The sequence below is a fragment of the Ruegeria sp. CDSB013 genome, assembly GCF_059611165.1.
In genome coordinates this window covers 18,486-39,915 of the sequence record NZ_JBXWPA010000015.1, presented here as the reverse complement: position 1 = coordinate 39,915, position 21,430 = coordinate 18,486, and the positions used below count along the sequence as shown (strand labels likewise).

Sequence of the window (21,430 nt, the reverse complement as noted above, 5' to 3'; positions counted from 1 at the left end):
TCCCGTCAGTTCACAACAGTGACTGGCACATCGGCGTGCATGACCAGATTTTGGGTCGAGCTGCCAAACAAGCGTTTCTTGAATCCATCGGCCGAGGCGCGCCCGACGATGATCTGCGAACCGCCATTCTCGACGGTGATTGCGTTCAGAGTTTCGGCCACGTCGCCATGACGCACGATGCCCTGCACTGTGTAACCATCTGCGGTCAGAGCCTCGACAGCCGGGGTAACAATCCGGTTCGTCGCAAGTTCGATTTCTTCTTCACGCCGCTTGTGCCGCAATGCGTTCTCTTCTGGGGTTTGAAAAGTAAATGGGGACCATTCGATGACATAAACAACCAGCAATTCACACGTGCCAATTCGGCCAGCCAGATCCTTGGCAAAGGCGATGGCGCGTTCTCCGGTTTCTGTCCCGTCCAGTCCAATGACAATTTTCGTTGTCATGACGTTCCTCCAATAATTTTGGTTATGCCGGGACCCGTGCCCCCGGCAGGGCAGCCGGAACCTGGAACTTATTAAGTGGACCGCCCATGCGCCCGAGTATCCCGGAAAAACCCCAAAAAACAGAGAGTTATCTTATGGGCGCAAGCAATAATTCGCTATATTGTTGAAATTGTTGTTACTTTTCCGCCTAAAATTTAGGCGTATCGGTTTGATACTATGTTTCACCGAGCCCGGCATTGCTGTCATCAGCCGGGATCGGTGTTATAGATCAGCCGTTCATCACAGGGTGCGATGCGCAAAATATTGGTCGTTCCCGGTACGTTGAAAGGCACGCCAGCAGTCACCACGATCTGATCGGCTTCGGATGCGAACCCACCGGCACGGGCCGCACGGGCCGCGTTGACGACAGCGCCTTTGAACCGCTCAAGCTCGGGCGTCATCACGCAATGACAGCCCCAGCTCAGACACAGACGCCGCGCGGTTCCCGTGGCAGGCGTCATCGCGATGATCGGAACGCCTGGACGTTCGCGGGCGGTCAGCAGCGCGGTGGTGCCGCTTTGGGTAAAACAGCAAATCGCCTTGATATCTGTTTTTTCTGCAATCTCGCGCGCGGCAGCAACGATACCATCGGCAATAGTAGTCCCCTTTGCCGTCCGGGACGCTGCGATAATCTGCGTGTAGGTCGGGTCGGCTTCGACCTCGATTGCAACCTTGTTCATGGTTTGCACGGCCTCGATTGGGTACGTACCCGCAGCGGATTCCGCGCTGAGCATGATCGCATCCGTGCCTTCGTAGATTGCTGTCGCCACATCCGAGACCTCGGCCCGGGTTGGCATCGGGCTTTCAATCATGCTTTCCAACATCTGAGTGGCCACGATCACAGGCTTAGCCGCCCCACGGCATTTGCGGACCAGTCGTTTCTGGATCGGGGGCACCGCCGACACCGGAAGCTCGACACCCAGATCGCCGCGCGCGACCATGATCCCATCAGAGGCATCCAGAATATCGTCGAATGCCTCGACCGCTGCAGGCTTTTCGATCTTCGACAGGATGGATGCACGCCCATCTGCCAGCGCGCGAGCCTCAAACACGTCCTTGGCGCGCTGCACAAAGCTGAGCGCCAGCCAATCCACGCCCAGTTGGCAGACAAACTCCAGATCATCACGGTCCTTGGCCGACAAGGCGGCCAGGGGCAGCACCACATCAGGAACGTTCACACCTTTGCGGTTCGAGATCGAACCGCCGACCTCAACGGTGCAATTAGCGAAATCCTGGCCACAGTCCTGCACGGTCAGGCGGATTTTGCCGTCGTTGACCAGAAGGCGCGCACCCGGCTCCAACGCGGCAAAAATCTCGGGATGCGGCAGGCAAACGCGGTTGATATCTCCGGGCGCAGGGTCCAAGTCCAGACGGAAGGCCGCGCCTTCTTCAAGTTCTTCTGCGTCGTTGGCGAACACCCCGACACGCAACTTGGGTCCTTGAAGGTCAGCCAGAATTGCGATTGGCCTGTCCAGATCTTTTTCAATCTGTCGGATGATCCGGTGGCGTTCGCGGATCTCATCATGGCTGCCGTGACTCATATTCAGGCGGAAGACGTCTGCGCCTGCCTCGTACAGCGCGCGGATCATGTCATAGTCATTTGACGCCGGTCCCAGCGTCGCCACGATTTTCACATTTCTCAGGCGTCGCATTGGTCTGGCTCTCCTAACGTCTTCTCTTGATTCTGCGCAAATGTTACCGCAAACATTGCTCCGCCTGCTTATTGCGCAATTCCCTTTTCAAAGCAACTGCCCTAAACCTGCGACAAACTAGATGACAGGCTTATGACGTATTCCCCGTTTTTTATCCACGGCGCGGATCGGCCCTCGCGTTGGCTGATCACATGCGACCACGCATCCAACTTGGTTCCGCCCGACATCCACGGTGGCGACCTTGGCCTGCCTCGTGAAGATATGGAACGCCACATCGCTTATGATGTAGGTGCCTACGAGGTGTCAAAGCATCTGGGTGAGCTTTTGAATGCGCCCGTGATCGCAGCCAATTTTTCCCGCCTCGTGATTGATCCGAACCGCGGCGAAGATGATCCGACCCTGTTGATGAAGCTCTATGACGGGTCGATCATTCCCGGCAACCGGCACGCCGATGCGGCAGAACGAGAACGGCGGTTGAACATGTGCTATCGCCCGTATCATGACGCGCTGGCGCAGATGGCCGCGTTGCCGCATGCAGTGATCGTGTCGATGCACTCGTTCACGCGGCAACTAAGGGGTCGTGATCCCCGCCCCTGGCATGTCGGGGTTTTGCATACTCCGGACGAACGATTCTCGGGCCCGTTGATCAACCGTCTAGAGGCCGAGGGTGACCTTTGCGTCGGCGTTAATGAACCCTATACCGGCGTGCTGCCCGGTGATGCCATTGACAAACACTGTACCAGTTTTGGGCGCCCCAACGCACTGATCGAGCTGCGCAATGACCTGATTGCCGAACACGCGGGACAGCGAGAATGGGCCGAGCGGCTAGCTCCTATCTTGCAGGACGCACTGGGCGAAAGCGGCTTGTGACAAAAGCCCTCACGTCATTGTGAGAACCCGCCCCAGACCCCATATTATTGGGAAAGGAGGCCACAATGACTCAGGAGTTTCTAACGTCCGTCTTTGGCTGGATGGCTGTGCTTAACATCGCGGTTCTGCTGTTCACCACGGTGATGATCTTGCTCTTGCAGGATTGGATCGCAGGCATTCATGGCAAGATGTTCCAGATGGAGCGCCCCGCAGTGAAACGGGCATATTTCCGGTATCTGGCCAACTACAAGATTTTGACACTGATCTTCTGCATCACTCCTTGGCTGGCATTGAAACTGGCCTGATACGCTGATCGTTGAAACATCGCCCTTTGGCCGCTAGGTCATTTACAGCACGTATTTCTGTCATCCGGAGCCAGACCATGGACAAGCAAACCGAAATAGAACTTCAGGCAGCCGCATTCCGTCGCTTGCAACAGCATCTGATGGAGGACCGCACCGATGTGCAGAACATCGACATGATGAATCTGGCCGGGTTCTGCCGCAACTGCCTGTCGCGATGGTATCAGGAAGCCGCCAATGAAAAAGGCATCGAGATGGGCAAGGATGAAGCCCGTCAAATTTTCTATGGCATGACCATGGATGAATGGAAAGCCAACTACCAGACCGACGCCAGCCCGGAGAAGCAGGCCGCCTTCAAGGTCGCGTTCGAAGAGAATGTGACGAATAAGGGCTGACGCCCAAAACGAAAGAGGCCCGCCAACCTGGCGGGCCTTTTGTTTAGATTGCGACCTTGCGGCTTTCGTCCAGATAAATCTCTCGCAAACGCTTGGCGATTGGCCCCGGCGTACCGTCGCCCAGCGTAACCCCGTCAATCTCAACCACGGGCATGACAAACGCACTGGCCGAAGTTGTAAAAGCCTCATCCGCTTCCTTCGCCTCATCAATGGTGAACAGGCGTTCTTCCACTTCCATCTGCGCCTCGGCGGCCATACGCAGGACGGCCTTGCGGGTGATGCCGTGCAGAATGTCGTTCGAAAGCGGGCGGGTGACGATCTTGCCGTCCTTTACGTAGTAGGCGTTGTTGCTGGTGCCTTCGGTCACATAGCCGTCCTCAATCAACCACGCATCGTCACAGCCTGCCTTCTTGGCCATCATCTTGCCCATCGACGGGTACAGCAGCTGAACGGTCTTGATGTCGCGGCGGCCCCAGCGGATGTCTTCGATCGAGATGATCTTGGCGCCCTTCTTGGCGGCTGGGCTATCGGCCAAGCCGGGCTTGTTTTGAGTGAACAGCACAAGGCTGGGCTTGGTATCTGCGGGCGGGAATACAAAATCGCGGTCGCCATCCGAACCGCGGCTGACCTGCAGATAGACCAGCCCTTCTTCGATGCCGTTCAGCTCTACCAGCTTGCGATGAATTTCCAGCAACTCATCCTTTGTGCAGGGCTCAGCCATCTCCAGCTCATCCAGAGACCGTTTGAGGCGTACTGCGTGACCTTCGAAATCGATCAGCTTTCCATCCAGAACACTGGTGACCTCATAGACGGCATCTGCAAACAGAAAACCACGGTCAAAGATGGATACTTTGGCCTCGGTCTCAGGCAGATATTCGCCATTTACATAAACGGTGCGGGTCATGTCTTGTCTCCTCAGCCCCAGAGGTCCGCTTTGGGCGGGTGCACTCCGGCATCATCAAAAATCAGCGGGTTGTCGCGGTCTTCGGCCAGCAGAAGCGGGCCGTCAAGGTCTGTTACCATTGCGCCCTGTGCCAACAGTGTCGCAGGTGCCATAGCCAAAGAGCTTCCGACCATGCATCCGACCATCACGCGATAGCCTTCAGCAAGCGCCTGTTCCCGCAGGGCCAGCGCCTCTGTCAGGCCGCCCGTTTTGTCGAGCTTGATGTTGACCACATCGTACTTGCCCTTGAGTGCAGGCAGGCTTGTGCGATCATGACAGGACTCATCGGCACACACCGGCACGGGGCGCTCCATCCCGATCAGCGCGTCATCTTCACCGGCGGGCAAAGGCTGCTCGACCAGGGCCACACCCAATCGCACCAGATGCGGGGCAAGGTCCGCGTAAACACCAGCGGACCAGCCTTCGTTTGCATCGACGATGATCGTGGCATCTGGTGCACCTGCGCGCACGGCCTCCAGCCGGGGCATGTCATCCGGCGTTCCCAGCTTGATCTTCAACAAGGGCCGATGCGCGTTGACGGCAGCCTGTGCCTGCATCTTTTCCGGCGTATCGAGCGACAGTGTATACGCAGTGATCTCTGGTCCCGGAACTGGCAGCCCGGCCAGATCCCAGGCGCGCTTTCCGGCGCGTTTTGCCTCCAGATCCCAAAGGGCGCAGTCCACCGCATTCCGCGCCGCGCCTGCAGGCAAAAGGTCCATCAGGCTGTCGCGGGTAAATTCAGCAGGCAAAGCTGCGATCTCGGCCTCGACCGAATCCAGCGTTTCATCATACCTGGCATAGGGCACGCATTCGCCCCACCCCTGATGGGTACCGTCAGAAATCCGAACCGTCAGCACCCTGGCCTCGGTCCGAGACCCACGCGAGATCGTAAAAACCTGCGCCAGCCGAAACATGTCACGAGAAACTTCTACCTGCACGCGCCAGCTCCTTCATCTTTTTCAAAATACTCTCGCCGAAGGCGGACAAGCCCGCCTCCGACGCGCCGCTTAGATCACAGTGCGGCCAGCGCATCCACCAGCTTACCCGAACCAAAGCGGAACGGGTCAGTCGCAGGCAGGCCCATTTCCGCCTCAACCTTGGCCAGGTATGCGGTGGCGTCCTCTTCGGACATATGCTGGGTGTTAACCGAAACCCCAACGACCTCACATGCCGGATTCGCGACCTTTGCCAGTGCCAGCGCCGTGTCGCGCAGCGCTTCCAGTGTCGGCAACTGATAGGTCGGCAGCCCGCGCATATGCTCTCGGGTCGGTTCGTGGCTCAGGATCAGCGCATCGGGCTGGCCGCCGTGGATCAGCGCCATGGTCACACCGGAATAAGACACGTGGAACAGCGACCCCTGCCCTTCGATCAGATCCCAGTGGTCATCATCATTGTCAGGTGTCAGCCATTCGACCGAACCCGCCATGAAATCCGCGATGACCGCGTCCAATGGCACGCCGTCCCCGGTGATCAGGATGCCGGTCTGACCGGTTGCGCGGAAGGTCGACTTCATGCCGCGCTCGCGCATTTCGGCATCCATTGCCATCGCAGTATACATCTTACCGACCGAGCAATCGGTGCCAACGGCCAGGCAGCGCTTACCTTTGCGCTTGATACCATTTGCAATCGGATACTCGACCGATGGCACACGAACATCGTGCAGCTTGCGGCCAGTGGCCTCGGCAACGGCAACCAGATCGGGTTCGTCACACAACAGGTTGTGCAGGCCCGAGGCGAGGTCAAATCCTTCCTCGAGCGCCATCACCAGAACTTTCTTCCATTCCTGGCTGATCACGCCGCCACGGTTGGCCACGCCGATGACCAGCGTCTTGGCGCCGGCTTCTTTCGCTTCGGTCAGGGACATGTCGGTCAGGCCCAAATCAGCCTTACAACCTTCCATACGGTACTGGCCGACGGCATTTTCAGGACGCCAGTCCTTAATGCCAACTGCCACTTTGGCCGCCAATTGGTCGGGCGCATCGCCCAAAAACAGCAGGTACGGTGTCTCGATCATTGCGGTTCACTCCTTTGATTCTGGCGCAATCTAGGGGACGATTTCCACGAGTGTTTCGCGTTTTCGCCTGACAACGCCCCGTCACGTGGGAAATTTTTGCGCCATTCCTTTAAGTGGCGCACTAATTTTTCAAGTTTTTAAAGCGATTAAACTTTAATCGCTGTTTTGACCCAGCATTGCGGCAATTGCTGCGATTGCATTGCCGCACCTGCACAAAGATGCTTGCTATGGCTTGCGCAATTTAATACCTCATGAGGCAAGAAAATCGTAATTTCCTTTCTCGCACGAGGTCCAGATGAGCTTTCGCATCCAACCCGCCGCCCCCGCGCGCCCCAACCGTTGCCAGTTGTTCGGACCGGGATCAAACACCAAGCTGTTCCCGAAAATGGCCGCGTCGGCCGCTGACGTAATCAACCTCGACCTTGAGGACTCGGTCGCGCCGTCGGACAAGGACGCCGCGCGCGCAAATGTGATCGAAGCGCTGAACACCGTCGATTGGGGCAACAAATACATGTCCGTGCGCATCAACGGGCTGGACACGCCCTATTGGTACCGCGATGTGGTGGACCTGCTGGAACAGGCCGGCGACCGGCTGGATCAGATCATGATCCCCAAGGTCGGCTGCGCGGCAGATGTCTACGCCGTAGACGCGCTGGTCACCGCCATCGAGCGCGCCAAGGGCCGTACAAAACCCGTCAGCTTTGAGGTCATCATCGAATCTGCGGCTGGCGTTGCGCATGTCGAAGAGATCGCGGCCTCGTCTCCACGCATGCAAGCGATGAGCCTGGGTGCAGCAGATTTTGCAGCCTCGATGGGGATGCAGACCACCGGTATCGGCGGCACGCAAGAAAACTATTACATGCTGCGCGAAGGCGAAAAGCATTGGTCCGATCCGTGGCATTGGGCGCAGGCTGCCATTGTTGCGGCATGCCGGACACATGGCGTTCTGCCCGTGGACGGACCCTTTGGCGACTTCTCAGACGACGAAGGTTACATCGCGCAAGCGAAACGTTCGGCTACCTTGGGCATGGTTGGTAAATGGGCGATCCACCCCAAGCAGATCGCGTTGGCCAACCTGGTCTTCACCCCGTCGGACGAAGCCGTGTCCGAGGCACGCGAAATCCTGGCTGCGATGGAGCAGGCCAAAGCCAATGGCGAAGGCGCAACTGTTTACAAAGGCCGTCTGGTCGACATCGCCTCGATCAAACAGGCCGAGGTGATCGTGGCGCAGGCCGAATTGATCGCCGCGAGCTGATCTAATTGAATAAGGCGCCCTTAGGGGCGCCTTATTGGGGCCTACCGGCCAAAGACGTCGTTAGGCGTCCATGTAAAACGCTCACCCTTTTTTCCTGACTTCATCATCAGGCAAGATGTACCGAGCTTCTGAAAATAGATTATCTTCAGCGGATACCAGCCCGCCTTCGGCACCTCTACTTCAGTTCGTTGATTGGCCTCACACCCCTGAATACTATTGACTTTGCCGATCTGCTGCCCGCCGACCCAGGCATCGATTCCATCGTTTGACCATGTCTCCAACTCGTAAACGCCCGGTGAGTCAAAGCGCATGTAACCGGTGATTTCTGCAGCGACATTATAGTGGTGGTCGAATGTCAAAACATCCTCGCCCTCGTTTGTATCCCTATAATCCAAACCGATCAGCGGCTGCCCCGGCTGGGCCTTAGGCAATAACTGCTTGGCATGAGTGAGATTGCGGATTTTGCGCTGAGTACCAGTTCCCACATATTTTACATTCAATCCCGCTTTTGGACTGGGTTGCGGACTGGCGGGCTGCAATTTGAGCGGCGCGGCCACTGCTGAACTGGCGATAAACGCCGCAGCTGCTATCAGCGCTCCAATGCGAACAAATTTCATTATCTTCTCCCTGTGTGTGGCCTGTTGGGGTTGTTCCCCTTCGATCAGGTCCTTGAGAAGACACTAGGCTGTGAAAATTCACCCGGCAAGCCGGTTGAAGATCACAATTCCAACGTCAGGCGCGCATATCTTTGGGCGAATCCATCACCACATAAGACGTGATCGACGTCACATGCGGCAGTGTTCCCAGAACTTCGGTGTGGAATGTCTTGTACGACGGTAAGTCCGCGCATTCCACGCGCAACAGGTATTCGATGGTCCCCGTTATATTGTGGCATTCGACCACTTCCGGCACACGTTGAAGGGCGCGTTCGAACCCTTCCTGTGCGGCTTTGGTGTGTTCACCCAGCCCAACGCCGATATAGGCGACGAATCCGACACCAATCTCGGTTGGGTTCAGGACTGCGCGGTAGCCCGAGATTACACCCGAATGCTCCAGCTCCTGCACGCGGCGCAGGCAGGCAGAAGGAGACAATCCCACCCGGTCCGCCAGATCCAGATTACTGATGCGGCCGTCTTGCGAAAGTTCTCGCAATATTTGCTGATTTATGTGGTCAATTTTCGCCATTGATTGTGATATTAACGAGATCGCGCATTAAAACGCAATTTCATTTGTTCGGTTTGCAGCAATTATCCAACTTATGACCTACGATATCCTTCTGGCCCTGATCGCCTTTGCTTTTGTCTCGTCCATTACACCTGGACCCAACAACCTGATGCTGATGGCGTCTGGGGCCAATTTCGGATTTCGCAAGAGCATCCCGCACATGCTGGGGATCGGGCTTGGGTTTACCTTCATGGTGCTATTGGTCGGCACCGGGCTGGTGCAGCTATTCGACAGATATCCGATCAGCTACACGGTGCTGAAATTCGCCTCTGTTGCATATCTTCTGTTCCTTGCTTGGAAAATCGCACATGCCGCCCCGGCGAAGGGGCAAAACACGACAGGCACGCCGATGACATTCCTGCAGGCAGCAGCCTTTCAGTGGGTCAACCCAAAGGCCTGGGCCATGGCCCTGACAGCCACAACCGCCTACACACCTGATCAGACCCTTCAGGCGATCATTGTGGTGGCCCTTGTTTTCGGAGCAGTCAACCTGCCCTCGGTCAGCACATGGACCGTTTTGGGTCAGCAAATGGCGCGCATCCTGACGAACCCACGCCGGTTGATGGTGTTCAACTGGACAATGGCGGCTTTGCTCGTCGGCTCGCTCTACCCGGTTCTATACCCGAACTGAGCAATTTCAGCGGCAGGTTTTCAGTCAGATTATCATGAACGTGGGCCAAAACACGCAGAACGCGGCCTTCATAACGGGTCGTCATCAGCATCCTTTCTATTTGCCCGCCTAGGGATGCATATTCTGCGGCCACATATCTTGCTGAATTCAAATCGGAATACACAGGTAAGAATGTTACACTGGGCGTATAACTCACGAGACCAATAGATTTTTCAACATGGTAAATGAGGACCGATATGAACAATCCATCTCGCCCGCTCCGCCAAATTCTGTTTGCCGCCATCCTTGCCGCAATACCGGCTATTGCGCAGGCCGATGACGTCCAGACACAAACCATGATTTCTGAACGTGTCAGCCAGCATAACCCGGCGCCCGAAGCCTATATCAAGGATCGCCCAATCCTGGGTTGGCAGCTGACCAGCGATGACTTCGACGCCATCCCCGACGCGATACGCGAAAACCTCGGTTCGGTTGATGGCACCAGTTACGATCAGGCTTACCTGACCGAGAACACCGGCTCGATCATTGCGCTGCAGTTCCGCAAGGATGGCCCAGACTTCTACATCATCGGCAAAAGCACGTTTGACGAGGCCTACGAGCTGGTTTCGCTGGACAGTGTTGCCGCCAAGAATACGCGCCTGATCGAACGGCTGGACATGGCCCCTGAGGTCAAGGCGATGTTCGAAGATCAGGCGCCCGGCATTGTTGGCGCGCTCAAGACAACACCGGTTGATATGCTGCGCCTGTCTGATCTGGGATATGCAAAAAGCGATGCTCTGACCATTCAGGCCCCATGGGGCGAACAGACCAAACCCGAAGGCGCGGACGCATTTCTGGTCTGGGACAGCGGCGAGAACCAGTACTACATGGTGAACGCTGACGACGACGGCCTTCCGACCAGCTACGTACCTGTGAAGTGACCCATACCGGCGCGGCCCTTGATCGGGGCGCGCTTTACCTTGTGTTGCATTCCTCTGACAGCAAGTTCATATAGCAATGAACTTCCGCGTTGAGAGGCGTCATGACCCAGTATCTGGATTTCGAAAAACCCCTGGCCGAGATCGAAGGCAAGGCCGAGGAACTGCGCGCGCTGGCCCGTGCCAACGAAGAGATGGACGTGGCCGAAGAAGCCGCTGCGCTGGACGCCAAGGCTGCCAAGCTGCTGGACGAGCTTTACGGTGACCTCACTCCGTGGCGAAAATGTCAGGTCGCGCGTCACCCTGAACGCCCCCATTGCCAGGATTACGTGGCAGAACTGTTTACCGAATTCACACCGCTAGCGGGTGATCGCAACTTTGCTGACGATCTGGCTGTGATCGGTGGCCTGGCCCGTTTCGACGACCAGCCCGTCATGGTGATCGGGCACGAAAAAGGCTCGGACACCAAATCTCGGATCGAACGGAATTTCGGCATGGCCCGCCCTGAAGGTTATCGCAAGGCCGTACGCCTGATGGAAATGGCTGGACGTTTCGGTCTGCCCGTCATCACTCTGATCGACACGGCCGGTGCATATCCGGGCAAAGGTGCCGAGGAACGCGGCCAGTCCGAGGCCATCGCGCGGTCGACCGAAATGTGCTTGAAGATCGGCGTGCCTTTGGTGTCTGTGATCATCGGCGAAGGTGGTTCAGGCGGCGCAGTAGCGTTTGCCACGGCAAACCGGGTCGCGATGCTGGAACATTCGGTCTATTCGGTAATCTCACCTGAAGGCTGTGCGTCGATCCTGTGGAAGGATTCGGAAAAGATGCGTGAGGCCGCCGAAGCGCTACGGCTGACTGCTCAAGACCTGCAAAAGCTGGGCGTCTGTGATCACATCATCACCGAACCCAAGGGCGGCGCGCATCGCGACCGCGCCGCAACGGTCGACTCTGTACGAGGTGCCATTGCTGCTATGCTGAAAGAGCTGGATGGCAAGGATGCGGCAGCCCTGATCAAGGACCGCCGCCAAAAATTCCTGGATATCGGCTCGAAAGGGCTGGCGGCGTAATCCGTCAGCCGCCGAGCTGACGCAACAAAGCCGCTGAAGGTTCACCGGTTACGGCCAAACCACTGGCGCGTTGATACGCGCTGATGGCGGATTTCGTATTGTTGCCGATAACCCCATCCGCGCCCTGGGTGTCGTACCCTGCGGATGTCAGTCGGCGCTGCAGCTCTTTGCGATCCTCAAGCGTCAACCCGGTCGCATCGGGCCCGAACGAGGCCTGAAACGGCGCGCCACCGGCGATCCGGTCCGACAGATGCCCAACGCCGATCGCGTAGCTGTCCGAGTTGTTATAGCGCTTGATCACCTGGAAGTTGCGGAACACCGCAATCCGCGGCCCCGGCGTTTGCGGCTGCAACACCGCCACAGGCGTTCCCGAAACAGTACCTGCTTCGCCCCCCCAAGGCTGTCCGCTTACCCAGCCAGCGCGCGCCAGATATGCGGCGGTCGAGGCCAAAGAGTCCGTGGGATCCTCAGACCAGATATCCCGACGACCATCACCGGTAAAATCCACCGCGTAGGCCAAATAAGAGGTCGGGATGAACTGCGTGTGCCCCATCGCCCCGGCCCAACTGCCGGTCATGTTCGCGGGCGATGTATCGCCCTCTTGAATGATCTTCAGGGCGGCTATCAATTGCTTTTCAAAAAACGCGCCGCGACGCCCGTCATAGGCCAAGGTTGAAACCGCTGATACCACCGGCACATCCCCGCGGCGGGCTCCATACCGGCTTTCCAAGCCCCATACGGCCACGACAACCTCTTTGTCGACGCCGTATTTTGCCTCGATCGCTGACAGGGTTCCGGCATGGCGTACCAGCATCTGTTTGCCGGTTGCGATCCGTTCATCCGACGCAGCAATCGCCAGGTAGTCTTCGAGTGAGCGCTTGAATTCGACCTGATTGCGGTCCCGTTCGATCACATCCGGCAGATACCCTGCCCCCTGAAAGGCCCGGTTGATGGTGGTCTGAGAAATGCCTTGCGAGGCCGCGCGCGACTTGAACCCGGCAACCCAGGCGTCCCACCCTGCGTTGGGGACGGCCCGCATCCGCGTTGCCGGGGCGCTGGTTGGCGCGCCACCCGAACAGGCGGCCAAAAAGGTTGACCCAAGTCCAACTGAAAATAGGCGTCGATTGATCATGTCTGAAATCTGCTCTTGTTGTGATTTGGGTCAGAGTATCGCAGACCAAGTGCGCAAGCTAGTTCTGCGGTGCCTAGAAAAGGCAACCCGATCACTTCGGCGACAAGCCGCTCAATTGACCAGCATGCGCAGCCCCTGCGTCACATCTGAACGTACGGCCAGCCGCAATCCGGGCTCATCCCCCGCCTTCAACGCGGCGATGATCAGCTTGTGATAATGCGGCGGCTCTGTCCGCCGCAACCGCCCGTAAAGCGCGCGCATCGTCGGCCCCAACTGAAGCCACACGGTTTCCACAATGGCCAGCATCGCCGGAGCCTGAGCGCGCAGATACAGCGTGCGATGGAATTCTAGGTTTGATCGGATGTAACCGACAGCATCCCGTTTCGTGACCATTTCCGCGACGGTCATGTTGATGCTCTGCAACCGGTCAATCAGCGCCATGTGCGCACGGGGCAATGCACGGCTGGCCAGCTCGACTTCTAGCAGTGCACGCAGGGCTGCCAGCTCTTCGATACGGTCATTGGTCAGCTCGGGCGTGGACACCCGACCCGAAGAAGACAGAAACAACGCCCCTTCGGCCACCAGCCGCCGCACCGCTTCACGCGCAGGCGTCATTGAGACATCAAATTCCTTGCCGATGCCGCGCAGGGTCAACGCCTGCCCGGGCGCTATGTCGCCGTGCATGATACGCGAGCGCAGGGCTCGATAGACCAGATCATGAGCTGCAGGTTGGGTGTCGGTTTGGCGAGCGCTTAACATAACCCCATGTGATCACAAATTGCCGCGCGGTCAACTCGTCGCGCCATCAAATCTGTACTGATGAAGCTGCGCCCCGTTGTCGCGCAGCCAGCGCCTTTGGGCTTTGCAGTCACCAAACAGACGCTCGACCTGCGCCCAGAACGCGGGGGAATGGTTCATTTCGGCCAGATGCGCAACCTCATGTGCGGCGACATAATGAAGGATGTCCGATGGCGCGAGGATCAGGCGCCACGAAAACATCAGACCACCAGTCGAACTGCACGATCCCCAACGAGACCGCGTATCGCGCAAGGTCAGGCTGGAATAAGGTCGGCCCAGCATTGCCGCATAATCGTCGCAGGCCTCGGTCAGGCGATCCCGCGCCAGTTCCTTTAGGAACCGTGCCAATCGCCGGGCTTCGGCCCCTTTGGGGACTGCAACCTCTGCGTCCCGCAGCAGAACGCGTCGGCCCTCTGCCAGTACGATTCGCCTATCTTTGCCTTCTATGGAGATTGATTGTCCGAATCCTACGGCTGATGGGTTGGGTCGGCCCTCAAGATGCTGACGGATCCAGTCTTCCTTGACCTTGGCGAAATTCAGCGCCTCGGTTTCAGCCACACCTTTAGGGTAGGTTAGTGTAACCCGCCCATCCAATTGAGAAATCCGCAGGCTGATACGCCGTGCCCTGGCCGATTTGCGCAGCGTTAGCGGCACCGGCGGTTTTCCGGGCAATGCGTGATCCCCCATGTGCCTGTTTCTCCTGCTCAAAGGCTTTGACAGTGCCCGCTGCATGTGGCACGTGACCTGAATCATTACTACGACTCACCTGATATCAAGGGGATCTGAAATGCCCAAGGAAGAATGGGGTGTAAAGCGCGTTTGCCCGACGACCGGTAAGCGGTTTTACGACCTGAATAAGAACCCGATCGTCAGCCCCTACACCGGCGAGATCGTGGAGCTTGAAACCGGCAAGAGCCGGATGATCGCGGCAGATGCGGAAGATGCCGCATCGGCAAAAGCACGCGAAAATGCTTCAGAAGAAGATCTGGTTCTGGACGATGACGAAAATGTCGACGTCGAACTGGACGATGATCTGTTGGACGATGATGATGACAGCAACGACGACGTTTCGCTGGAAGAGATCACCGACATGCCGTCGGAAGACGACAGCTAAAACCTGTCCGGGGCGGCCCCTGCGCCGCCTCAGACGATCCTCGGATGCGAGGCAGAAACTTTTCCGCAAAGTCCATTTTTGGACTTGCACTCATTGTCGCTGTCTCATAAATGTCCGCCCACCGCAGCCGCGGTACCATGATGGGGCCTTAGCTCAGTTGGGAGAGCGCTTGCATGGCATGCAAGAGGTCAGGGGTTCGACTCCCCTAGGCTCCACCATTTTTCTCCTCAGTTCGAATTCACTCGCAGTCACACGGCTTTGTAAATAAGGCTTTTGACGTGCCAGTCTTTCTCACCCCCAAGGAAACTTGGGCTCTGCCAGAATACCCATTGTGGGGGTCTGTGTGGGGTTCGCCAGTGAGAAAGTATGCAAGATGACCAAACTTACAGACAAACAAATCAAGGCTGCGAAACCCGGCTACAAGAAGATCAAGCTGGCAGATGGCGGTGGCCTGACGCTGATCGTTCACCCGAAAGGCGGCAGGACATGGGTCTGGCGCTATAGGGTCGATGGTAAGCAGCGTGAGATGAGCTTGGGCTCCTATCCCTCTGTCGGCCTCAAGGACGCGCGCCAGCGCGTCGAGGCGCAGAGGAACTTGCTTGACACCAATATCAACCCCGACGTGGCGGAGATGCGCGCAGGGGTACAGGCTCGGTCAGGTCTGACGGACACCACCTTCGCCGGTGTCGCACGCGCATGGCTGGCAGAGGAGCGTCCACACTGGGCAGAGAAGACTTATGTCCGCGCCCGCAACCGGATCGAAAAGGATGCCATCCCTCTGTTGGGGGCTGTAGTGGTCGCGGATATCACGGCAGTCGATATCAAGGCCGTTGCGCTCAAGATCGCGGATCGTGGATCGCATGAGACTGCACGCCGGGTCATTCGCATCCTGCGGCAAGTTCTAGGCTATGCGGAGGCCGAAGGCTTGATCTCTGTCGTGCCGGGAGCAAACGTGATCGACAGGTTCAAGCCCCAGCCGAAGAAGCACCACCCAGCCATCGTTGAGCCAGAACGTCTGGCGCTGTTTCTGCAGGCGCTGGACGCTTGGCCGCATCACACTTTGGGCAAACCTCTGGTGCAGATTATCGCACATACAGGTCAGAGGGCCGGTGAGGTGCGCAAAATGCGATGGGCGGACATCAACATGGGCGAGCGGGTCTGGAACAACCCTGTCACCAAGACAGGTATCACGCTCGCCATACCCCTGACGGACGCGGTGATCAAAATCCTCAACGAGATGTACAAGCTCAATGGCCACCGCGAGTACGTATTCGCCAGCGAGAACGGACCTGTTTCTGAACCGGCCACAATGAACATGATCCGCAGGATCGGGTTTGATGGAGAGACCGACGCACATGGCCTGCGGGCAACGCTGCGCACATTGGTGACCGAGCATCTCGGGTTCGACGAGAAACTGGCAGAGGCACAGTTATCCCACGCATCGAAGGAACAGCATGGCCGCGCATATGACCGCACATCGTTCCTCGCCCAGCGCCGCGTTATGATGGAAGCTTATTCGCAGTTTCTGGTTCAGCTTCAGGAGGGCGGTGCTATCGTGGTGCCGTTGATTGCGGGGGCAAAGTTGTGAGTGACACGGTATTAAAAGATTTCGACTGGTTGCGTGGACGTTTAAACGAGCGCGTGAAATCTGGCGAATGGTCCTACGTTCTCGACTTGCATGACATTCTGGATGTTTTGCGCGAGCAGGAAGAAATAGTGTCACCAGCGCTGGACAAGCACCTGAGAGATCGCACAACTGCAATGCACAAAGCGAATGCAGGCAATGCTGCGAAAGACCCGATGGAAATCGGTTTTCAAGGCGGCGTTGCGGGTGGCGTCATGTACCTGATCGATCAGCAAGGCTATAACGTGGAAAAAGCGCGAACTCTGATTGCAAATGTAATGCAGATTGATCGTGACGATGTAGTCAAGTGGCATAAAGCCACGCTGAAAGCTCCAGATATCAGTGATCAGAACTACCGCCTCAATCTGAACTTTGCCGCGCAGGAAATGATCCGGAAACTCACTGAAAGAGTGTCTCGAATACACAACCAAATGACGGTTGAAGACGTCATTCTTGGGGTGTTCTCACCCACCTGATCAGGGGGGTAAATTAGAACGTTTGTTCTTACCCCCCTGCTTTCATTATCTGAATTGCCAGTATCTTTTTGTAGGAGGCTAGCAATGTCAGATCACATCGAAGTGCCCGTTCCACACCGTCTTTATGATCAGCGGTATCTGGCGGCGCTGCTCGGTCTCAGCGACGACGAGTTCTATCTGTTGGACCACTGGCGCGAGTACCATCTCGGCCCGAAATTCATGAACCTTCCCACGGGACAAATCCGGTATCTCGGCAGCGACATCACCAATTGGATAGAAGCTGGTGGCGATCACGATCCCCGTGACATCATTCGTAGCTACGAAGGCCTTGAGGCCAAGAAGGCAGAGAAGCTGGGCCAGGAAATGATGGAGAAAGGTTTTTTCAAGCGGTCACGGGCTGCAATTGAAAAAGCCAATGGCGAAGAACCTCAGACGCAGGCGTCCGCATGAGTGTCGCCCGTATGCCTATCCACCCCGACAGCTTCCCGAAAACAGGGAACGTCACACTGAAACAGCTTTCCACCCACAGCGGTGCGTTGGGCATGTTCCCCGGATCGCCAAGCACGTGGTTGCGTATGGTGGACAGCGGCGATGCGCCGGAACCCATCCAGATTGGTCGCCAGCATTTTTGGCGCGCTGAACATGTCCGCGCAATTGCGGCGGGTATCGACTGGCGGCTTGTGAAGATCGACACGCCCGATCTGGCAGCGGAATAGGAATGGAGAAACCCCGCCGCACGGAGAGCGCAACGGGGCCAGTGATGATTGTTGCTCTCCCTAGACCAAGGAAAGGAACAAAGTATGCAGGCAAAATCTGCAGCATACCGGACCGAAACACAGCGGTGGCGGTCATGAGGGGACCAATGAAAAATTTGACCGAGCGTCTCCGCATCGTCGAGGAATCACACGCGGACAAAATCCTCGCCGCCATTGGTGCCAAACCACAAACTGGAAAAAAGCATCAGCGCTGCCCGTTTCCTGACCATGAAGATAAGAACCCTTCATTTCGCTACGATGCAGACGCTAATCGTATTTTTTGCACGTGCCTGCCCGAAAAAGGGGTTTCGCTGACCGATGCGCTAATGAAGGTACGAGGCCTTGCCGACTTCAACGCTGCTGTACGCGAGATTGAAGCCGTAACTGGCGAAAAGGTTTTTGAAGGACGGCGGAAGCAGAAGCAATCGGAACCGGGAGAACAGGCGGCCTCGGAGAACCGTGAAGAAACTGATGAACAAGCCGTGCAGCGAGAAGCGGAGGAAAGAGCACGCTCCGGCGCGGCATCTGATGAAAAGGCTGCTAAGATCGCATGGGTGCAGGAGCAGGTTGCGAAGACACGTCCTTTAGCCGGCTCACCCGGCGAAGAATACTTGCGCAACATCCGTGGATTGGTTGGGATCGATCTTGAACACGACGCTTTGCGATATGCTCCAGATTTCCAATGCAAACCGGGTGGTAAGAAAAACCCGGCTCTAGTGGCGGTGGCTACGGATGACGATGGAAATATTGTTGGCATGCAGGGCACAATCCTGAACCGCAATGGGCAACCGATACGCGACGAGAACGGCAAGAAGACCAAACTGAGCGCAGGCTACATCGGGGATGGTTCAGTTCGGATCAAAAACAAACTGGGTACAGGCACAATTGCGATCGCCGAAGGTATCGAAACCGGATTAACCCGATTGTTTGCTGGGCCAGCAGAGATCAGGGTGTGCCTCGGGTCCATCCGCCCCGAAACGATAGGAGCAAACGCCGGTCGGATTGAGATCATTGCCGACAGCGACAAAGCGCAGGACTGCCGCCAGATCGCGCGTGAATTGGCGGCAGAAAACCCAAATGCACGGGTCCATGTCGTCACAGTACCGTCAAACCTTGGTGAAAAGGCCGATTTGAACGATCTGCTCCAGGATATGGGACGTCGGGCTGTTGCCGCCGCCGTGGATGATGCCGACCGCATCCACGCGCGGCAGCGAAGGTCCAACGTTGAGCAGCTGCTCCGCGGTAGCGACGAAGAGATTGCCGATCGTGTGCTGGAAAACCTAGAAGATCTCTTTGGTCGCATTGTCATCACTGAGGGCACAGTTTGGATTTACGATGGCAAGCTTTGGACTGCTCTCAACGACAATCGGCTTACGCGTGCCATCGCGCGCTTTGACGGTGCCACTTACCCTACGCCGTCCAACGGCATTGGCGAGGTCAAGATCACGTCCAGTAAGGCGCAGAGTGTCAAGTCGCTTCTCATGTCCAAACGCGATGACAATGGGTTTTTTGAAGGTGCGCCTGTTGGCATCACCTGTGAAAGCGGGTTCGTTTTGTTCGAACAAGACGTTGCAACAGGTGAATATGTCCCACGGCTCGAACCACATGCTCGCAAGCACCGGGCTCGGCATGCCGTACGTGGTGTATGGCCAGTGCAGGATGCTGAGAAGCGACTTTTGGGAAGCGACGTGATGAAGCTGCTCACGGGTTTGTTCTCAGCTAAAACGACTTTGAGGCGGCTGCAGCACGAGGCTCCAAACCTTGAGTTCGACTTGGACAGGGCTGAACAAGACAAAAGCGCGCGGATTGAGCTGATCCTGCAGACAGCCGCCGCAGCGGCACTTGGTATCGGCACGCAAATGAAACACCCGCAGGCCCTTATTTGGATTGGGCCGGGCGGCGCAGGAAAAAGTACCACGCGCAAGGTCATCTCATCATTGATCGCAGCGGATGCACTTCAGTCGGTGCCGCCAGCCAAGATGGGACAAGATTACTTCGTCTCAGTTTTGCGCGGGTGCGCGCTGAACGTTGCGGAGGAGACGTCGGATCGTGATCTTTCAGGCGACGCGCTAAAAAAGGTCATCACCGGGGACATCTGTCATGCCCGGCTGCCATACGGCATACCGTTCTATTTCAGTCCCAAGGCGCAGCATGTGTTCATCTGCAATGAGCTGCCCGCATTTAGCGGGGGGATCGACAGCGGCGTTGAGCGCCGCTTCAAGGTTCTGGTCTTCGACAAAGCGTATTCTGAAGAGCAGGCCGACGAGGGATTGGCAGATCGCATAATCGAATACGAGGCGGATCTTCTACTACATCTTGTCGTGGTTGCGGCTGCGGAACTTTTGACCACGCGGCGCATGGCGGATCCCATGACATCACGCATCGCCAAGGAGGCGTGGATGAGGGATGCGGACCGGGTTCGTGCGTGGGCGGCAGAAAGACTATCCATCAGGGCAAACAAGGTCGTCACCGTTGCAGACCTATATCTGGATTTTCGCCAATGGTGCGCTGCCGAAGGTGTTCCAGAAGGCCGCATCCCCGCACGTAACAGTTTCGCGCGACGCTTGCGTCAAGTAGAGCCCCGTCTCGTTCCAGGACCCAATAGCAAAGGCGCTCGGTTCGAAAATGCTATCCTCAAGACGGTCTGATTTAAGTGGGACAGCTTGTAAAGAGGCCAAACGAGCTAGGCCGGCCAGTTCTTTATGGGCGGACAAGTAATCAAACCTCCCAACTTCCCCGTCGGGCGTTTGGTTGGGAGGTTGGGAGGTTTTATGTCTCGTCCGTCGGTATATGTTCTGTTGCGCACATCAAGCATAATGCTGCTTTTCAACGTCCGACGTTCATTGCAGCGCCGCGGTGCGACCCCGCGAGAACCTCCGAGTTTCGTCCAGTGCCTGACGCATTGCTGCCAAACCAGCCCGTTCGACATACTGGTCCATCGGGTCGAGTTCATCCCAAGTGCGAGATGCGGCAGCAGGCCAGAACTGCGGATGACTGTGCCGCATTTGGCTGAGCCGCCATTCATGGTGGCAGAGTTGCGGTGTCATAGCTTCAGGATCGCTCAGGAAACGCGCAGCGACACCACAGCAGGCCTGCCACTGCCGGTCATGCACAATCGGGCTTTCCTCGCCGCTCGTTGCTGTTTGGGCTTCACAGTAGGCCATAGCGATCAAGACGATGTGCCTTGCTGCGGCAGCTTCAAGTTGGATATCTTGCTCCATGTGATTTCTCCTATTCATCATGTTGATGCGCATCCCGTTGGCTGTTGCCACCGGCGACCACCCCAAGGCGGGGTTGGTGATCACAATTTTCGTGACGCTCTGGATGCTGTTGGTTTCGCCCTGCCTTAGGCTCATCAGTGGATCGGCGCTAGACCCAGACCATTCGCACCGGTCGCAAGCATGTCTCGGGCGGTCCATACCCCGGCGGTCTTCCGCGACTTACGGGCAAGGCTCGGCAGACGAGCGTTATCATGTTTGGGGGAATTGCGGGCTGTCCGCCCGCGATTGGTATGTAATCGCTAAGTCTGTCAGCTTCAAGGAGCGGGCGGCGTAGCGCGGACAAAACAAAAAAGCGGCTACGTCGTTTAAAAAGAACAACGCCTGCTTCGCGCTCAAAATCAGCCGCTCATGCCAAGTGCAGCGAACGACCGCTTCGAGCCCGAAGCGGTCACTGATCTTCGAAGAACCAGCAAAACCTAAATGCTTGACCAAGTGTCGTTCAACACAGACCATGATGTGACGCGGAAGTTCCCAGGGACGGGCGATGGAAAGACGCAT

At 57.1% G+C, this 21,430-nt stretch carries 25 protein-coding genes and 1 tRNA gene; 14 read left to right on the top strand and 12 right to left on the bottom strand.

Features of this window, described 5'->3' with window-relative positions; all coding sequences use genetic code 11:
* Positions 1 to 5: 5 nt before the first annotated feature.
* Together AC2FJF_RS20770 and pyk are read right to left on the bottom strand one after the other, a co-directional pair.
* Positions 6 to 443: a universal stress protein gene (locus tag AC2FJF_RS20770; RefSeq protein WP_058273350.1), complete on the bottom strand. Its 438-nt coding sequence runs from the start codon at positions 441 to 443 to the stop codon at positions 6 to 8.
* Between the two features lie 245 nt (positions 444 to 688).
* Positions 689 to 2,134 (bottom strand): pyruvate kinase, encoded by a 1,446-nt coding sequence (gene pyk, locus AC2FJF_RS20765; protein WP_496726999.1) that lies wholly within the window; start codon positions 2,132 to 2,134, stop codon positions 689 to 691.
* A gap of 132 nt (positions 2,135 to 2,266) precedes the next feature.
* Between pyk and AC2FJF_RS20760 the strand changes: the two genes are divergently transcribed.
* The 3 genes from AC2FJF_RS20760 (at position 2,267) to AC2FJF_RS20750 (ending at position 3,701) form a co-directional block, all read left to right on the top strand.
* The gene (locus AC2FJF_RS20760; RefSeq protein ID WP_496726998.1) at positions 2,267 to 3,004 is read left to right on the top strand and encodes an N-formylglutamate amidohydrolase; all 738 of its coding nucleotides are present in this window, start codon (positions 2,267 to 2,269) and stop codon (positions 3,002 to 3,004) included.
* 65 nt (positions 3,005 to 3,069) lie between these two features.
* Positions 3,070 to 3,309: a DUF6868 family protein gene (locus AC2FJF_RS20755; protein ID WP_108861343.1), complete on the top strand. Its 240-nt coding sequence runs from the start codon at positions 3,070 to 3,072 to the stop codon at positions 3,307 to 3,309.
* Between the two features lie 77 nt (positions 3,310 to 3,386).
* Complete coding sequence (locus AC2FJF_RS20750; protein WP_496726997.1) at positions 3,387 to 3,701, top strand: DUF1244 domain-containing protein; 315 nt, start codon at positions 3,387 to 3,389, stop codon at positions 3,699 to 3,701.
* A 43-nt stretch (positions 3,702 to 3,744) separates the two neighbouring features.
* On the opposite strand, the gene AC2FJF_RS20745 is transcribed toward AC2FJF_RS20750, so the two are convergent.
* From AC2FJF_RS20745 to dgcN, 3 genes are all read right to left on the bottom strand, one after another.
* Positions 3,745 to 4,605 (bottom strand): D-amino-acid transaminase, encoded by an 861-nt coding sequence (locus AC2FJF_RS20745; RefSeq protein ID WP_496726996.1) that lies wholly within the window; start codon positions 4,603 to 4,605, stop codon positions 3,745 to 3,747.
* 11 nt (positions 4,606 to 4,616) lie between these two features.
* Positions 4,617 to 5,582, bottom strand: coding sequence for an N-acetyl-D-Glu racemase DgcA (dgcA, locus tag AC2FJF_RS20740; RefSeq protein ID WP_496726995.1), 966 nt, complete (start codon positions 5,580 to 5,582; stop codon positions 4,617 to 4,619).
* A gap of 74 nt (positions 5,583 to 5,656) precedes the next feature.
* Complete coding sequence (gene dgcN, locus AC2FJF_RS20735) at positions 5,657 to 6,658, bottom strand: N-acetyltransferase DgcN (RefSeq protein WP_108861347.1); 1,002 nt, start codon at positions 6,656 to 6,658, stop codon at positions 5,657 to 5,659.
* Positions 6,659 to 6,953: 295 nt separating this feature from the next.
* On the opposite strand from dgcN, the gene AC2FJF_RS20730 reads away from it, so the two are divergent.
* Positions 6,954 to 7,913 (top strand): L-malyl-CoA/beta-methylmalyl-CoA lyase, encoded by a 960-nt coding sequence (locus AC2FJF_RS20730; protein ID WP_496726994.1) that lies wholly within the window; start codon positions 6,954 to 6,956, stop codon positions 7,911 to 7,913.
* A 41-nt stretch (positions 7,914 to 7,954) separates the two neighbouring features.
* Here the strand turns inward: AC2FJF_RS20730 and AC2FJF_RS20725 are convergent, their stop codons facing one another.
* Positions 7,955 to 8,530 (bottom strand): PA14 domain-containing protein, encoded by a 576-nt coding sequence (locus AC2FJF_RS20725; RefSeq protein ID WP_109312215.1) that lies wholly within the window; start codon positions 8,528 to 8,530, stop codon positions 7,955 to 7,957.
* A 115-nt stretch (positions 8,531 to 8,645) separates the two neighbouring features.
* Positions 8,646 to 9,098: an Lrp/AsnC family transcriptional regulator gene (locus AC2FJF_RS20720; protein WP_496726993.1), complete on the bottom strand. Its 453-nt coding sequence runs from the start codon at positions 9,096 to 9,098 to the stop codon at positions 8,646 to 8,648.
* A 73-nt stretch (positions 9,099 to 9,171) separates the two neighbouring features.
* On the opposite strand from AC2FJF_RS20720, the gene AC2FJF_RS20715 reads away from it, so the two are divergent.
* From AC2FJF_RS20715 to AC2FJF_RS20705, 3 genes are all read left to right on the top strand, one after another.
* Entirely contained in the window at positions 9,172 to 9,768 is a 597-nt protein-coding gene (locus AC2FJF_RS20715) for a LysE family translocator (protein ID WP_109312213.1), read from the top strand.
* A 236-nt stretch (positions 9,769 to 10,004) separates the two neighbouring features.
* Positions 10,005 to 10,688 carry a hypothetical protein gene (locus AC2FJF_RS20710; RefSeq protein ID WP_496726992.1) on the top strand — a complete coding sequence of 228 codons (684 nt, stop codon included), beginning with the start codon at positions 10,005 to 10,007 and terminating at the stop codon, positions 10,686 to 10,688.
* Positions 10,689 to 10,789: 101 nt separating this feature from the next.
* Positions 10,790 to 11,752: an acetyl-CoA carboxylase carboxyltransferase subunit alpha gene (locus AC2FJF_RS20705; protein ID WP_108861352.1), complete on the top strand. Its 963-nt coding sequence runs from the start codon at positions 10,790 to 10,792 to the stop codon at positions 11,750 to 11,752.
* A 4-nt stretch (positions 11,753 to 11,756) separates the two neighbouring features.
* Here the strand turns inward: AC2FJF_RS20705 and AC2FJF_RS20700 are convergent, their stop codons facing one another.
* The 3 genes from AC2FJF_RS20700 to AC2FJF_RS20690 all read right to left on the bottom strand — a co-directional run bounded on the left by AC2FJF_RS20700 (position 11,757) and on the right by AC2FJF_RS20690 (position 14,369).
* Positions 11,757 to 12,884, bottom strand: coding sequence for a lytic murein transglycosylase (locus AC2FJF_RS20700; RefSeq protein WP_496726991.1), 1,128 nt, complete (start codon positions 12,882 to 12,884; stop codon positions 11,757 to 11,759).
* A 111-nt stretch (positions 12,885 to 12,995) separates the two neighbouring features.
* Positions 12,996 to 13,643: a GntR family transcriptional regulator gene (locus tag AC2FJF_RS20695; protein WP_496726990.1), complete on the bottom strand. Its 648-nt coding sequence runs from the start codon at positions 13,641 to 13,643 to the stop codon at positions 12,996 to 12,998.
* A gap of 30 nt (positions 13,644 to 13,673) precedes the next feature.
* On the bottom strand, positions 13,674 to 14,369 hold the full coding sequence (locus AC2FJF_RS20690; protein WP_496726989.1) for a M48 family metallopeptidase: 696 nt from the start codon (positions 14,367 to 14,369) through the stop codon (positions 13,674 to 13,676).
* A 100-nt stretch (positions 14,370 to 14,469) separates the two neighbouring features.
* On the opposite strand from AC2FJF_RS20690, the gene AC2FJF_RS20685 reads away from it, so the two are divergent.
* The 7 genes from AC2FJF_RS20685 to AC2FJF_RS20655 all read left to right on the top strand — a co-directional run bounded on the left by AC2FJF_RS20685 (position 14,470) and on the right by AC2FJF_RS20655 (position 20,299).
* The gene (locus AC2FJF_RS20685) at positions 14,470 to 14,796 is read left to right on the top strand and encodes a TIGR02300 family protein (RefSeq protein ID WP_496726988.1); all 327 of its coding nucleotides are present in this window, start codon (positions 14,470 to 14,472) and stop codon (positions 14,794 to 14,796) included.
* Positions 14,797 to 14,938: 142 nt separating this feature from the next.
* Positions 14,939 to 15,014 (top strand) — tRNA-Ala (locus AC2FJF_RS20680).
* A gap of 155 nt (positions 15,015 to 15,169) precedes the next feature.
* Positions 15,170 to 16,384 carry a tyrosine-type recombinase/integrase gene (locus AC2FJF_RS20675; RefSeq protein WP_282169963.1) on the top strand — a complete coding sequence of 405 codons (1,215 nt, stop codon included), beginning with the start codon at positions 15,170 to 15,172 and terminating at the stop codon, positions 16,382 to 16,384.
* Entirely contained in the window at positions 16,381 to 16,896 is a 516-nt protein-coding gene (locus AC2FJF_RS20670) for a hypothetical protein (RefSeq protein WP_496707281.1), read from the top strand. Before AC2FJF_RS20675 ends, AC2FJF_RS20670 begins: the two co-directional genes overlap by 4 nt.
* 84 nt (positions 16,897 to 16,980) lie before the next feature.
* Positions 16,981 to 17,346 (top strand): helix-turn-helix transcriptional regulator, encoded by a 366-nt coding sequence (locus AC2FJF_RS20665; RefSeq protein WP_282169965.1) that lies wholly within the window; start codon positions 16,981 to 16,983, stop codon positions 17,344 to 17,346.
* Positions 17,343 to 17,612: a hypothetical protein gene (locus tag AC2FJF_RS20660; protein ID WP_170512719.1), complete on the top strand. Its 270-nt coding sequence runs from the start codon at positions 17,343 to 17,345 to the stop codon at positions 17,610 to 17,612. Before AC2FJF_RS20665 ends, AC2FJF_RS20660 begins: the two co-directional genes overlap by 4 nt.
* Positions 17,613 to 17,758: 146 nt before the next feature.
* Positions 17,759 to 20,299, top strand: coding sequence for a phage/plasmid primase, P4 family (locus AC2FJF_RS20655; protein WP_282169966.1), 2,541 nt, complete (start codon positions 17,759 to 17,761; stop codon positions 20,297 to 20,299).
* Positions 20,300 to 20,491: 192 nt separating this feature from the next.
* On the opposite strand, the gene AC2FJF_RS20650 is transcribed toward AC2FJF_RS20655, so the two are convergent.
* Positions 20,492 to 20,872, bottom strand: a complete 381-nt coding sequence (locus AC2FJF_RS20650; protein ID WP_282169967.1) for a hypothetical protein — start codon at positions 20,870 to 20,872, stop codon at positions 20,492 to 20,494.
* Between the two features lie 249 nt (positions 20,873 to 21,121).
* Positions 21,122 to 21,430: a hypothetical protein gene (locus tag AC2FJF_RS20645; RefSeq protein ID WP_496726986.1), complete on the bottom strand. Its 309-nt coding sequence runs from the start codon at positions 21,428 to 21,430 to the stop codon at positions 21,122 to 21,124.

Excerpts from the sequence above, each read along its gene's own strand:
- AC2FJF_RS20750 (WP_496726997.1), top strand. The coding sequence starts at position 3,387 with ATGGACAAGCAAACCGAAATAGAACTTCAGGCAGCCGCATTCCGTCGC.
- AC2FJF_RS20665 (WP_282169965.1), top strand. The coding sequence starts at position 16,981 with ATGTCAGATCACATCGAAGTGCCCGTTCCACACCGTCTTTATGATCAG.
- AC2FJF_RS20660 (WP_170512719.1), top strand. The coding sequence starts at position 17,343 with ATGAGTGTCGCCCGTATGCCTATCCACCCCGACAGCTTCCCGAAAACA.
- AC2FJF_RS20645 (WP_496726986.1), bottom strand. The coding sequence starts at position 21,430 with ATGCGTCTTTCCATCGCCCGTCCCTGGGAACTTCCGCGTCACATCATG.
- dgcN (WP_108861347.1), bottom strand. The coding sequence starts at position 6,658 with ATGATCGAGACACCGTACCTGCTGTTTTTGGGCGATGCGCCCGACCAA.
- AC2FJF_RS20755 (WP_108861343.1), top strand. The coding sequence starts at position 3,070 with ATGACTCAGGAGTTTCTAACGTCCGTCTTTGGCTGGATGGCTGTGCTT.
- AC2FJF_RS20685 (WP_496726988.1), top strand. The coding sequence starts at position 14,470 with ATGCCCAAGGAAGAATGGGGTGTAAAGCGCGTTTGCCCGACGACCGGT.
- AC2FJF_RS20690 (WP_496726989.1), bottom strand. The coding sequence starts at position 14,369 with ATGGGGGATCACGCATTGCCCGGAAAACCGCCGGTGCCGCTAACGCTG.
- AC2FJF_RS20730 (WP_496726994.1), top strand. The coding sequence starts at position 6,954 with ATGAGCTTTCGCATCCAACCCGCCGCCCCCGCGCGCCCCAACCGTTGC.
- pyk (WP_496726999.1), bottom strand. The coding sequence starts at position 2,134 with ATGCGACGCCTGAGAAATGTGAAAATCGTGGCGACGCTGGGACCGGCG.
- AC2FJF_RS20760 (WP_496726998.1), top strand. The coding sequence starts at position 2,267 with ATGACGTATTCCCCGTTTTTTATCCACGGCGCGGATCGGCCCTCGCGT.
- AC2FJF_RS20715 (WP_109312213.1), top strand. The coding sequence starts at position 9,172 with ATGACCTACGATATCCTTCTGGCCCTGATCGCCTTTGCTTTTGTCTCG.
- AC2FJF_RS20695 (WP_496726990.1), bottom strand. The coding sequence starts at position 13,643 with ATGTTAAGCGCTCGCCAAACCGACACCCAACCTGCAGCTCATGATCTG.
- AC2FJF_RS20710 (WP_496726992.1), top strand. The coding sequence starts at position 10,005 with ATGAACAATCCATCTCGCCCGCTCCGCCAAATTCTGTTTGCCGCCATC.
- AC2FJF_RS20650 (WP_282169967.1), bottom strand. The coding sequence starts at position 20,872 with ATGGAGCAAGATATCCAACTTGAAGCTGCCGCAGCAAGGCACATCGTC.
- AC2FJF_RS20770 (WP_058273350.1), bottom strand. The coding sequence starts at position 443 with ATGACAACGAAAATTGTCATTGGACTGGACGGGACAGAAACCGGAGAA.
- AC2FJF_RS20700 (WP_496726991.1), bottom strand. The coding sequence starts at position 12,884 with ATGATCAATCGACGCCTATTTTCAGTTGGACTTGGGTCAACCTTTTTG.
- AC2FJF_RS20720 (WP_496726993.1), bottom strand. The coding sequence starts at position 9,098 with ATGGCGAAAATTGACCACATAAATCAGCAAATATTGCGAGAACTTTCG.
- AC2FJF_RS20745 (WP_496726996.1), bottom strand. The coding sequence starts at position 4,605 with ATGACCCGCACCGTTTATGTAAATGGCGAATATCTGCCTGAGACCGAG.
- AC2FJF_RS20675 (WP_282169963.1), top strand. The coding sequence starts at position 15,170 with ATGACCAAACTTACAGACAAACAAATCAAGGCTGCGAAACCCGGCTAC.
- AC2FJF_RS20655 (WP_282169966.1), top strand. The coding sequence starts at position 17,759 with ATGAAAAATTTGACCGAGCGTCTCCGCATCGTCGAGGAATCACACGCG.
- AC2FJF_RS20705 (WP_108861352.1), top strand. The coding sequence starts at position 10,790 with ATGACCCAGTATCTGGATTTCGAAAAACCCCTGGCCGAGATCGAAGGC.
- AC2FJF_RS20725 (WP_109312215.1), bottom strand. The coding sequence starts at position 8,530 with ATGAAATTTGTTCGCATTGGAGCGCTGATAGCAGCTGCGGCGTTTATC.